10 protein-coding genes are annotated in these 11,949 nt (G+C 41.4%); 4 read left to right on the plus strand and 6 right to left on the minus strand.

The window, feature by feature from the left end; genetic code table 11:
- Nucleotides 1-32: 32 nt before the first annotated feature.
- Nucleotides 33-1,205, minus strand: coding sequence for a carboxypeptidase-like regulatory domain-containing protein (locus ACWICE_RS07625; protein ID WP_454298013.1), 1,173 nt, complete (start codon nt 1,203-1,205; stop codon nt 33-35).
- Nucleotides 1,206-1,430: 225 nt separating this feature from the next.
- On the opposite strand from ACWICE_RS07625, the gene ACWICE_RS07630 reads away from it, so the two are divergent.
- The 3 genes from ACWICE_RS07630 (at nt 1,431) to ACWICE_RS07640 (ending at nt 4,432) form a co-directional block, all read left to right on the plus strand.
- Nucleotides 1,431-2,441 carry a helix-turn-helix transcriptional regulator gene (locus ACWICE_RS07630; protein WP_454298014.1) on the plus strand — a complete coding sequence of 337 codons (1,011 nt, stop codon included), beginning with the start codon at nt 1,431-1,433 and terminating at the stop codon, nt 2,439-2,441.
- Nucleotides 2,442-3,708: 1,267 nt separating this feature from the next.
- Nucleotides 3,709-4,068 carry a hypothetical protein gene (locus ACWICE_RS07635; protein WP_454298015.1) on the plus strand — a complete coding sequence of 120 codons (360 nt, stop codon included), beginning with the start codon at nt 3,709-3,711 and terminating at the stop codon, nt 4,066-4,068.
- A gap of 112 nt (nt 4,069-4,180) precedes the next feature.
- The gene (locus ACWICE_RS07640) at nt 4,181-4,432 is read left to right on the plus strand and encodes a hypothetical protein (protein WP_185217275.1); all 252 of its coding nucleotides are present in this window, start codon (nt 4,181-4,183) and stop codon (nt 4,430-4,432) included.
- Between the two features lie 100 nt (nt 4,433-4,532).
- Here ACWICE_RS07640 and ACWICE_RS07645 read toward each other — a convergent pair whose 3' ends face one another.
- The 5 genes from ACWICE_RS07645 to ACWICE_RS07665 are packed head-to-tail and all read right to left on the minus strand — an operon-like array spanning nt 4,533 to nt 10,742.
- Nucleotides 4,533-4,751, minus strand: coding sequence for a YgaP family membrane protein (locus ACWICE_RS07645; protein WP_185213565.1), 219 nt, complete (start codon nt 4,749-4,751; stop codon nt 4,533-4,535).
- Nucleotides 4,752-4,768: 17 nt separating this feature from the next.
- On the minus strand, nt 4,769-5,074 hold the full coding sequence (locus ACWICE_RS07650) for a hypothetical protein (RefSeq protein ID WP_454298016.1): 306 nt from the start codon (nt 5,072-5,074) through the stop codon (nt 4,769-4,771).
- Nucleotides 5,075-5,092: 18 nt separating this feature from the next.
- Nucleotides 5,093-8,293 carry an efflux RND transporter permease subunit gene (locus ACWICE_RS07655; protein ID WP_454298017.1) on the minus strand — a complete coding sequence of 1,067 codons (3,201 nt, stop codon included), beginning with the start codon at nt 8,291-8,293 and terminating at the stop codon, nt 5,093-5,095.
- A 44-nt stretch (nt 8,294-8,337) separates the two neighbouring features.
- On the minus strand, nt 8,338-9,423 hold the full coding sequence (locus ACWICE_RS07660; RefSeq protein ID WP_454298018.1) for an efflux RND transporter periplasmic adaptor subunit: 1,086 nt from the start codon (nt 9,421-9,423) through the stop codon (nt 8,338-8,340).
- Nucleotides 9,424-9,431: 8 nt separating this feature from the next.
- On the minus strand, nt 9,432-10,742 hold the full coding sequence (locus ACWICE_RS07665; RefSeq protein ID WP_454298019.1) for a TolC family protein: 1,311 nt from the start codon (nt 10,740-10,742) through the stop codon (nt 9,432-9,434).
- Between the two features lie 457 nt (nt 10,743-11,199).
- On the opposite strand from ACWICE_RS07665, the gene ACWICE_RS07670 reads away from it, so the two are divergent.
- A complete protein-coding gene (locus ACWICE_RS07670; RefSeq protein WP_454298020.1) occupies nt 11,200-11,931 on the plus strand; it encodes a hypothetical protein in 732 nt (243 codons plus the stop codon).
- Nucleotides 11,932-11,949: the final 18 nt, after the last annotated feature.

An 11,949-nucleotide genomic window follows, 5' to 3' on the forward strand; every position in this document is an offset into this window, starting at 1 on the left:
ACAAAACGATCTTTGATAAGCTGATAATAAGCCTAAACAGTAATATCGGTATTCGCTGAAATGCGGAAGGCAGTTCGGTTGGCAATCCGTAATACTTCAGCCTCACGTCCCGGCTTGTCGCGTTCGATATTGGGCCCCATAAAATAGGGCAAGGCAATTCCTTTGTTGATTTGTGAAGGGTCCTCCAAAAGCATTTGAATGGTAAGAGGACCCGGTACATCGAAATTGATATATGAATAATTGAGGAAAATACGACTGTCAATATTGTTGGAAAAACGATGGCCGAAATTGCCGGCTACATTCATCTTTCTATTGTTATTGTGCTGACGAAAACCATCTTGACGGCTTCCAGAGACTGAAAGGAAGGCGTCTGACTTTCCCCAATGGTTGCCTGCCATCAAATTGCCCTGCGTATATGCAAAAGATCCACCTTCGACTTTTGCCTGTAATCCCTTAGTAAATCGACCGGTATGGGAATTGAAATTAACGGCACCTCCAAGCGTTGCTGCTCCATAGCGGAGGGCATTGGCGCCTTTGAAAGTTTCAATCGATTCGGTAATAGCTGGATCCATTACACCGATGATAAAGGAACCATCAGCAAAATTAATGGGGATGCCATCTTGCAATAGATATACACCCCGGCGTTGGGGATTGCTTTGGATGCCCGACCCACGTATGCTCAAGCGAGGTTGGTCATTGGCTCCAAAAAACTCTTGTATGACCACTCCTGGCTCATATTTCAAGGCATCCTTAATGGTTTCCAGACGCTGCACCTCAGGAGTCATCACAGCCACTGAAGTTCCCCCTGCAATCTGCTTATGTTCCAGTTTGATGGTTTTGAGTGATGGGGCAGCGGATAATATCTTTTTTCCCTTAATGTCTACTTCTTGGATCTCTATCCGTTTTTCTTTCAAATAGATGTCGTAAGAATGCTTGTTACTTTCATTTCCAGCTATCCTAAAGATTCCTTCAAAAGATTGGTAGGATTGGTGGCTAAAAACGAGGGTATGGCTTCCTTCGGGCAGGCTGAGTTTGAAGGACCCTTGGGCGTCCGATCTGGTCGAGATCTTATGGTCGGTTTTTAAAATGATACTTACATTAGGAATGGGTTCTTTGTCATTGGTCAGTACTTTTCCTTCGATCAAGAATTGCTTTTGAGAGATGGATATGTTTCCATAAACTATTTGACATATTGTATTCATCATTACCAATAGAAAGCAGCACCTAAAAATTCCTAGCATATAAATTATTCCGACTCGTATCCTGATAATCTTCATTCAATTGTAATAAGCAACCGAACGCATGATGTTATTTAGATTTATACTAAATATAAATTATCTTTACAAAGATATCTAAAGTGAGATTTTTTGAGTGCCCAAAATGGAATTAAAAGTGCCCAAAATAGAAGTTTTTAGTAACCGCTATTGCTGATGGAATTGATATGGACCGATCGGAAAGGGGCTGAAAAAGCCAGCATCGTTGTTAATGATGTTTACGACCTAGGGTCTGAGCTGAAAGAACTGCTATTGGGCAATGAGGAGCTTTCAGACGGCCTATTTAGGCTCTTCCATACGGATGGACTGATCCTTATAGATGTCCATTCTCATCTTTCTCAGCGGGCTACTGCAAACTTGTCTTTCAAGGATAATGTGTTGCTCATTGTTTTTCATCTTGAGGGCGATGTAAGGATCATGGACATGGTGAGCAGTCATGACCCTGGTCTAAAGTTACAAAGAGGGGAACATAAATTCGAGATTTTTAATGCCAATAATTTAAAGATAATCTATGAACCTGCTTTAATGCTTAATTCCTTTATCGTCGTTCTTTCTCCGGAGTTCAGCCATCGCATTATCCCTCATAACTACAGCAATCAGGATGATCTGATAAAGGCCGTTATGGAGGGGGAGAGAATTAGTTTAGCTTTAGATTTTGCGCCATTGAGCCTTGATATGAAACAGATAATCGAGAAGGTTCGTAACTGTAGTCGAAAGGGTTCTTTCCATCGTCTATGTCTCGAAATAAAGATTGCTGAATTGCTGATGCTGCAATTGGAACAGCAAGCCAGTTTGCATTCAGAACAATTGGCAAGACCGGCCATGCATGATGCGGATTTTGAAAAAATAGAAGAAGCGAAAAACATTTTGGAGAATCAATATATCCAACCACCAACCATAAAGGACTTAGCAGGGATGGTTGGTCTGAACGAGACAAAGCTCAAAACTAATTTTAAGAAGACCTTTAACAGTACCATCCATGCCTATACACAACGGATAAGGATGCAAAAGGCGCATGAACTTCTTACCCAAAAGAATTTATTGTTGAAAGAAATTGCCATGCAAGTTGGCTATCAAAAGCCTTCCAATTTTACCAGTGCTTATAAGGAGTTTTTTGGAATACATCCGGGTGATGTTGCTCGAAATAGGAAAAGAAGGGAATATTAATGATCAACTGTTTTCTTATAGAAAACATAATATTGAGTGTTGCTTTTCTTTTGGGTTAAAGTTTTAAATTGCAACTCAAGCAAGGGATATGCAAGAAATCTAGTTGCTCTAATCATTATTTAGAACTAGGTCCTTACAAACGGCCCTGTTTGTCGGTTGTTCTTTGAAATTGACGAAATTTCACATTTTTTGCAGCTGAATGCGAAAGTTTAATCTTCGTTACTTTTGAAGCCCAAAAGTACCAAACCGACGAAGGAGCTCAGGGATACCAAATACAACTCGAATCCGTAAAACCTTTGGCTCATTTAAGGATTATCGATCTCATTGTTACTTTTGAAGCGCAAAAGTAACCAAAACGCTTCGGCCCATTTAAGGTGGCTTTTCGCACTGTCCTTCGCACATGGATAGAATGCCTTGTTGTCGGGAATATCTTCCTTCAAAATTCTCCCCTTAGATGGAGAATTTTTTGAAAGCATTCCAAGGCCAATCCCATCGCACGAGGCATCGGCATTCTTTCCATCTTTCCGCCAAGGAAATGAGCCGGAGGCTAAAGTGCTTCCTCCGGAAGAATGAATGTTCCTTGATTTACTAACAATGCAGAATCTTAGCAAGAAAAGAACCCTAGAGGGGTTCAATTATTTTAGCAATCCCATCGGACAGGGCATCGGCATTCTTTCCTTCTTTCCGCCAAGGAAATGAGCCGGAGGCTAAAGGACTTCCTGCGGAAGGATGAATGTTCCTTGATTTACTAAAAATGCAGAATCTTAGCAAGAAAAGAACCCTAGAGGGGTTCAATTATTTTAGCAATCCCATCGCGCAAGTCGACGGCATTCTATCCATTTTTCCGCCAAAGAAATGAGCCGGGGGCTAAAGGGCTTCCTGCGGAAGGTGAAATGTTTGTTTTGAGTAAGTCCCAGCGGGGGTGGAATCTTTATAGAAATTGAATCGCTTAACGGATAACTCACAGTGTGGGTGAAATATTTTTCTGAAAATCCCTACTGAATTCATTTCAATTTTGAATGATTAAGAAGACTCTGTACAGATGTCCAACCACAGACTATGTCATGCTGCACCGAAGGAGCAGGAACTGTACGCCAATACAATCATTATTTGTATAGTTCCGGGACCCTTCCGGTGTCAGGGTGACAGTGTGGGGTTAACCTTCGGTTAAGGGCTTGTACGCTAATACAATCATTATTTGTATAGTTCCGAGACCCTTTCTTCATCAGGGTAAAACAGGAAAGGGATTTTTCTCTATATTTAAATTATGAAACCATTGTTGCTAGCTATTCTATTTATTTTCATTTCTTGCCAAACTAATTATGTAGGAAAGAAAGAACCAAAATCTTTATACATAAATACTACCATTCCAGCTAAGAGCTCTTTGGAGATTTCAACTGAAGATAAAAAATCATTTTCTATAGATGGGCAAAACATCTCGAATGATCCAATTACTGTGTCAATAGCTGCAATGGATTCCACTATGACAAAAAACAACAAATACTCGTTTAAAGTAGAGGATAATGGAATTGTATTATTAATAAATTCTTCAAATCAGGAAGCTGCAATAAAGGTTAGGGTCTATAATCATTCCTCAAAAGTACTACAGAAAGCTAGTGCCTTATAATGGAATCTGATGCAGATTGTTGAGTATTGGTATAATTTTTTCCTTTACATCAACAAGCTGGCACAAGTATCGAATAATTCAAGTACAAATATTAATCAAATATATCTACCTAATGACAAAAAATAAAAAACTACCCGAACTAAGCTTAGAAGAACTTTATTTAGAGAAAAAGAAACGCAAGGGGATGCTAACGGTGCTTGGAATTACCATGCTAATCGTATGTTTCGCACTTGTGGTTCTTGCTATCAAAAGTGGAAATTACGCACTCATTGCAGTTGCCTGCGGTAGTTTCATTACTCTATTGCCAAGTTTCACCTATTTAAGTCAACTCGAGACTGAGATTAAAACCCGAGAGCAAAAGTAATTCAACAGTCTGCTGTCTGTAAGTGCTTAGGAAATGATAGTCATAAAAAGAAAAGAGCTGCCCATTACAGGCAGCCCTTCCTTATTAAACTCATAGGTAATCAACATTTTTCCGTTCCGCAGCACTCTATTTCCGATTTTATCCCCAATGCCTTCAAGATGTTGTTCAGTAGGCACCATTGGGTAATGGAAAATTGCAATAGGTTTGCACCTACAAATACGGCGAGCCATATCCAATTGATATTGATAAAATAGGCTCCTAAGCTGGATATTAAAACCATCGCACCAGCGATCATTTTAATGTAGCGTTCTCTAGTCATATTTGATGTTTAACTGGTTAATTTGATTTTTCAATAGAACTGATGGCGATATGCACTTTCGAGTGCAGGTCCATCGTCCGGTTTAACTCTTCCACGGCGGAGAAAATCTGATCAGATTGCTCATCCTGCACAAAGGCAAAGAACAGCAAGGATTCGGTCTTGTTCATTTCTGAAGCGAACCAATTATCCTTCACAGCATCCATTGTGCTATCCCTATAGCCCGTTACGGCGCTATAGGAATAGGTGATCACCTTATTTTCTGCCAGCAAATTTTTGACGCTGTATTGGTAGCTATTTGCAGCTGTAATGATTAATAGTTTCATAATAGTAGATCTTAAAAATTAATCCTTATTGTTAGCCCACTTCTTGCGTTCGACGATATAGTATACCAATGGCACGACGAACAAGGTCAGGATCGTGGATACGATGGCACCACCCACCAGGGAGATGGCCAGACCTTGGAAAATAGGGTCGAAAAGAATAACCGATGCTCCGATAACAACCGCTCCAGTCGTCAATAGGATAGGAGTGGTCCGAACAGCACCAGCATCAATGATGGCCTGTTTCAGTGGAATTCCATCCTTCAGCCTGATCTCGATAAAGTCGATCAGAAGCACGGAGTTCCTCACCATGACCCCAGCTAAAGCTATCATCCCAATAAATGAAGTAGCGGTGAAGAAGGCTCCCAGTAACCAGTGGCCGAGTACAATTCCGATCAGGGATAATGGAATGGCCACCATCATGACGATCGGTGTTTTGAAATCTTGGAACCAGCCTACGATCAGCATGTAGATAATGATGATCACGACCATGAAGGCAATTCCTAAGTCGCGGAACACCTCTAGGGTAATTTGCCATTCACCGTCCCATTTCACCGTAAAATTGCTGGTCTCCTCAGGTTGCCCCATGTACAGATCGGAGATTTCATATCCTGTAGGCAATTTCATTTCCTTCAAGGTTTTCTCCATACCCAAGATGGCATAGGCAGGGCTTTCCAGATCACCGGCCATATCCGCTAGGACATAGACCACGCGCTGCTGGTCCTTCCTGCTGATGGATTTTCTCAATGTATCCTGTTTTACTTGGACGATATCACGGACAGGGACCATATTGCCTTGCTGACCTTTGATCTTCAGGTTCTGTATATCCTCAATGTTCGTTTTGTCCTTATCGTCTAAGGCCATCACGATGCCCACCGGATTAACCGACTTTTCATCGTATAGATTAGAAATAGGGTATTCACGCAATAGGTAAGTCAGGTTGCCGACCACTTGTTGTGGTGCAATACCATTCAACATGGCTTTCTCCTTGTCTACCTCTAATTTATATTCGGTCTGCACATCTTCAACTCCCCAGTCCACATCGACTACATCGTTGGTCTTTTTTAGGATTTCCTTGACCTGATAGGCCACTTTGATCTGCTCCTGATAGTCAGGGCCATAGACTTCTGCAACAATGGTGGAGAGAACCGGAGGACCTGGAGGAACCTCGACAATCTTCACATTGGCATGGTGCTTTTGAGCTATGGCCTGAATCGCTGGTCTAATGCGCTTGGCTATAGCATGGCTCTGCTCATCACGATCTGTTTTGTTCAACAGGTTCACTTGGATATCTGCCATGTTACTTCCACCGCGCAGGTCATAATGGCGAACCAAGCCATTGAAGGTAATAGGAGCCGAAGTCCCAATGTAATTCTGATAGTTTACAACCTCAGGTACAGTAGTTAAATATTGCGATATCTCCTTGGCAACAGCCGATGTCCTTTCTAAGGTCGTGCCTTCTGGCATATCGATCACTACCTGGAATTCATTCTTGTTGTCAAACGGAAGCATCTTTACTGCGACAGATTTAGTGAAGAACATACCCACAGACCCTATCAGGAGAACTACGGTAAGACCAAGAACCACCCAACGTTTTTTGGAGTTGTCCAATAATGGTTTTTCAAACTTATTATAGATCTTGTAGATCCAACTGGTCTGGTGTCCCTGTTCTTCCTTTTCATGTTGCTTTTCCTTTTCATTCAATAAATGGTAGCCTAGGTAAGGCGTAATGGTCAAAGCAACAAATAGAGAAAGCAACATGGCAATGGATGCACCAATTGGCATAGGACTCATATAAGGGCCCATCATGCCTGAAACGAAGGCCATCGGTAGAATAGCCGCAATAACGGTGAAGGTTGCCAAGATGGTCGGGTTACCTACTTCATTGATCGCATAGATAGCGGCATCCTTGAATGGCAGTTTCCGCATCTTGAAATGCCTGTGCATATTTTCTGCAATGATAATACTATCATCCACCACGATACCGACGACAAAGACCAGAGCAAAAAGGGTAATCCGGTTCAAAGTGTAGCCCAGCATATAATAGCTAAAGAGTGTCAGAGCAAAGGTCAGCGGTACAGAAAGGAACACAACCAATCCACCTCGCCAGCCCATAGCCAACATCACCAATGCTGTAACTGCGACAATAGCTACTCCAAGGTGGAACAGCAATTCATTTACTTTATGTGAAGCTGTTTCGCCATAGTTTCTGGTTACTTCTACTTTAACATCCTTAGGGATCAAGTTGTCCTGCAATTTCTCCACACGCTGCAGGATCTGTTCTGAGATCTGCATCGCATCGGCACCTTGCACCTTTGCAATAGAAAGGGTGACTGCAGGGTATTCCGATGGATTGCTCTCGAAATTTTCATTGTTCTTGCTATATCCGAACGAAACATAGCTTTTGGCTGTTCCAGCGGCATCATTGATCTGTGCAACCTGTTTTAAGTAAACTGGCATCTGTTGGTGCACACCAACCACCAAGTTTTCCATATCTTCTTTGGTTGCCAAGAATTGACCAGTAGTCAATAAAAACTCCTGATCGTGCTGAACAAAGCTACCTGACTGCATACTGCCATTATTGGCCTGGATCATCTGCATGATGCTCAAGGCATCAACGCCATTTTCAGCCATCTTATCTTTGTCCAAGATTACCTTTAGCTCACGACTACGGCCACCAATCTCCTTAATGGTAGAGACGTCCTTGATCTTTTTGATTTCTGCGGATACCTCTTCGGCCATCTGACGGATCTGGAAGTCGTCATATCGATCGCTCCATAGGGTCAGTGCCAACATAGGCACATCGTTTATCGACCTTGTTTTTACTATAGGAGGATATACGCCCTGAGGGAATATATGCTGGTTTTTTATCAGCTCATCATAAAGTTTTACATAGGAACGTTCAATATCTTCGCCCACATAAAATTGGACGATGATCATCGCTTGGCCATTCATGGCCGTACTATGTAGGTGCTCTACACCTTTGATATTGGAAATGATTTTCTCCAAGGGTTCCAATACCCTTCTTTCAACCTCCTCTGGACTTGCACCAGGGTAACCGACCATAATGTCGGCCATTGGGACGTTGATTTGAGGTTCTTCCTCTCTAGGGATCAAGGAAGAACTATATACACCGATGATCATCAAACCGACCATCAACAGGATGGATAGTTTGGAGTTCAAGAACATCGAGGCTATTTTACCTGATATACCGCTTTGCATTGCTCTGAATTTAAATTTTAAAGAATTCTGTCTGTTCTGATGGTCTATTTAGCCTTGATTTGAACGCCATTGAATAGGCGACCATCTGCTTTTAGCACATACTTTTCATTCTCGGATAATCCGGATAGGACCTCAACATCATTTCCATAGGTCTTACCCAACCTTACCCATCTCAATAGTGCAATGTTCTGGTCATTTAGGACATAGATTCCTTTCAGTTGCCCTTCTTCAATGATTGCTTCCTTCGGGATAACGGTCATGGTAGTTGCAGCAGCAGCCGAAGCACTGCGTTCTATTGGGAATACCGCTTGGACAAACATGCCCGAAAGGATCTCTGCCGGTTCATCCAAGTTGATCTTAACGATGTATTGGCCGCCCGTATTCTGCGCAGAACTACTCATTTCGGCTACTCTACCTTTAATGGTTTTTTGAGTGGATTTTATGGTTACATCGGCCTGCATGCCATTATTAATATTCAAGATCTCACTCTCCGAGACCATGACTACGGCTTGGAGTTTGGATGCTCCTTCCATACTGATTATCGGCATGCCGGGATTCGCCATATCACCTTTCTTCATGAATGTCCCGGTAATAACTCCACTGAAGGGTGCCGTGATATTGGAATAGGAGAATTGAGCCATTACCTCATTACGCATTTGTTTGGCAGCTTCCAGTCCAGCCTTTGCCATTTCCATGCGGGTGCTCATATCATCCAGTTCCTTTTGGCTTGCACTTTTTTGTGCAAATAGGGCCTGAAATCGTTCGTAATCTTTTCTGGCATTGTTGTAGCCGGCATTCGCTTGCGCAATTCCTGCCTCTGCCTGTGCTTTTTTAGCGCTCAGGTCATTGCTGCTGATTCGAGCCAATAGTTGCCCTTGAGAAACCTTTTGTCCGGTTTTAACGGTGATATCAGTTACGAATCCCATTAAACGGGTGCTTATCATGGCGCTGTTCTCTGCTTCAATTTTACCGCTGGCGGTTACATATTTTCCTTGGTTTGTTCCTGCAGTGTGTCCTATAGTTGCAGCAATGGCAGGAAGTTCTACCTTCTTTGGCTCTGTTTGATTAGAGCAGGAAGAAAGGGAACCCAAAAGAGCTAAAAAGCTTATAGATGTTAATATTGTTTTCATTTTATGAGTTAATTTGATGGTTGAGTTAAAAACTTGATTTGTATGATGGAAAGGTTGTATTCTTTGATCGCTTCCAGCAATTCCACCTGTTTCTCGAAATCCTTTGCTTGGGCAACCAATAGGTCAGAGGTTTTTTCCAGACCTTGGCTGTAGCGGTTTTCCAAAATCCTTAAGGATTCGGAAGCCTGCTTTTGTGCAGTCTCCGTCAATCGGATCTTGGCTTGGTTGGCTACTAGATCACGTTTAGCTTTCTGCAATTCCAATTCATGTTTTTCAATATAGACCAGCATTTCAGATTCAGCTTTGGCATAGGAGATCTGACTTTGTTTGATTTTATTCTGGGTTTCATTTCCATTGAATACATCCCAAGAGAGCGAGATTCCAGCTAGGTAGCCATTTGCACCGAAGCCAACAATCTTCTTGTCGTTGAAATTATATTCTCCAAAGGCATTGATCCTAGGCAGAAGTTTTTTCCTGTTCATATCAATCATCTGTCCCTGCGCCGCAAGACCAGAAACCATGGCCCTGATATCTGCTCTTTCCTGTGAGAATGTCAATTGATCAGTAGCTAAGCTCATGCTAGCTAGAGGCGTGTCAGGTATGTAGATTTCATTGGCCGGCTTGCCCATTAACCAGTTGAGGTAATCGGAAAGATTAGAGATATGGTTATCGACTTCAATACCTTTCTTCTGAACCTCGGATAATCCTACCTGCACCAAATAGACATCTGAAGTCTTGGCATATCCTTGTTGTTCCATATTTTTGGTATTTCGCAATACCTCTTCGTAAGCAATCTGACCCTTTTCTACAGCCTTCTTAGCTTCATATAAGAACTGAAGGTTGCTATATGCTTTTTCGATTTCCACAATCAGCATCTCCTCCGCAAATTTCTTTTGGTATTGATTGGCAACAATTTTTTCTTTCAATGCTTTTCTTGCCGAATAGACATCGAAATTCAAAAGGGGTTGTTGAACGGCTAGTTTGGTATTGAAATGAGCCATATCATCAGGGTTATTCAACAGGTCTGGATTGAAGTCTGCTGCGGTCACCGTTTTTTGTTGAAGCTTGAACCCGAAAGAATTCAAGGGGTCATTGGTGAAAAACGCCGTGTGGCTCACAGAAACCTTCGGGAGAAATCCAGATTTCGTTCCTTCCAGTTCTGCATTTGAGAAATCAATATCTTTTTGTTGTACCCGAAGCTGCGAATTGTTCTGCTTCATTTGGCTGATCGCTTCTTCTAAGCTTAGTGGCTGCTGTGCCAATAAATATGAGCTCCATGAAGAAAGGATAATAATTAGTACTATAAATCTTTTATACATACCTGATCGTATTTAATTAATAATGCAAAATTCAGATATGGCAAAGTGATTCTAGGTTACAGTAGTTACACAAGGAAAAAAAATAATGATTATTTTTTAAAGGGATAAAATGTAGCTGAGTTTAAAGAAAATGGGCATTTTTGATTAATAGAGCGTCTTTTTGAAAGTTTAATTTGCAGACTTTTAAACAATTACATACTTTTGCCCATAATTCTTTGATTTAATCATCCATTAATCTAAAGAAATCATGACAGAGCACAACAACATATCATCCCTTTCGCTCATTGCCTAAAAAGGCAGTCAAATCCCTTATATTTTAAAATATAGTGAGTATTGTTTATCAACAATGCTGCTGCCTTAATATCCTGGGGTTTTCTGAGCACTTTCAAAAGGGTATATCCTGATCAAGGACGAACAGAATCAGAAAATCAAATTCAAAAACATGTAATTCATTGCGATGAGCAATTTGGATTGGTCGTGCGGTATGAAATCTGCACGACGCAAAAAGCAACTTGTCAGGAAAGACCGAGACAGAAGGTTGATTGCATTGTGGCGGCATTATAGCAAACTCAGTAAATACAAATGGAGCTTGCCTTTCGTCGAACTTGAACAGCCTTATCAACGTGGTTGGAAGCGATATTTTGTGTTGCAAGATGATTTAAGGTTTAATCCGAAAAAGGATTTCTACGAAGCATTATTGGAAAAGATCAACACTGTTGAATACCATCATGATAAGGACTTTAAGTATAAGAAACGAAAAAGAAAGCGTTCAGGTTATGAATATAGAAGACAATACCTTCGTGAGTTCGCTTCTTATGAATGGCTTGAAAATAAAATGAAGTTGACTGAAGAGGAGAAAGCCTATTTCATGGAAGTGGAAACCTACAATGTATATGCAAAACGGACGAGTATCAGCTATGTGTTTACCGAACCGTGGCGCTATAAGTTGAAAGTTTCTCCACATTTTGTGACGCATGCAAGAAAGCTCGATGTAGAAGTAGAGCGAGAGTTGGCATTAGTCAATAATCATATCAACAGGAATTTTCTATGGCCTAGGATCGATCGCTTGACTTCCGGTAAAGGCTATCGAGGTAATCGCTTTCTTGACGAGAAACCGAAGTATAAAAACAGGATTAAAAACATTCCCAGGTACAGTTCCAAAGAACGATTCCTGGAATTAGATATTTAGAGCCAATGGGCAATTTAA

The sequence above is a fragment of the Sphingobacterium sp. NPDC055346 genome, assembly GCF_053645235.1.

What these genes read in the sequence shown, in the direction of transcription:
- ACWICE_RS07625 (WP_454298013.1), bottom strand. Translation starts at nt 1,205, where the DNA reads ATGATGAATACAATATGTCAAATAGTTTATGGAAACATATCCATCTCT.
- ACWICE_RS07630 (WP_454298014.1), top strand. Translation starts at nt 1,431, where the DNA reads ATGGAATTGATATGGACCGATCGGAAAGGGGCTGAAAAAGCCAGCATC.
- ACWICE_RS07635 (WP_454298015.1), top strand. Translation starts at nt 3,709, where the DNA reads ATGAAACCATTGTTGCTAGCTATTCTATTTATTTTCATTTCTTGCCAA.
- ACWICE_RS07640 (WP_185217275.1), top strand. Translation starts at nt 4,181, where the DNA reads ATGACAAAAAATAAAAAACTACCCGAACTAAGCTTAGAAGAACTTTAT.
- ACWICE_RS07645 (WP_185213565.1), bottom strand. Translation starts at nt 4,751, where the DNA reads ATGACTAGAGAACGCTACATTAAAATGATCGCTGGTGCGATGGTTTTA.
- ACWICE_RS07650 (WP_454298016.1), bottom strand. Translation starts at nt 5,074, where the DNA reads ATGAAACTATTAATCATTACAGCTGCAAATAGCTACCAATACAGCGTC.
- ACWICE_RS07655 (WP_454298017.1), bottom strand. Translation starts at nt 8,293, where the DNA reads ATGCAAAGCGGTATATCAGGTAAAATAGCCTCGATGTTCTTGAACTCC.
- ACWICE_RS07660 (WP_454298018.1), bottom strand. Translation starts at nt 9,423, where the DNA reads ATGAAAACAATATTAACATCTATAAGCTTTTTAGCTCTTTTGGGTTCC.
- ACWICE_RS07665 (WP_454298019.1), bottom strand. Translation starts at nt 10,742, where the DNA reads ATGTATAAAAGATTTATAGTACTAATTATTATCCTTTCTTCATGGAGC.
- ACWICE_RS07670 (WP_454298020.1), top strand. Translation starts at nt 11,200, where the DNA reads ATGAGCAATTTGGATTGGTCGTGCGGTATGAAATCTGCACGACGCAAA.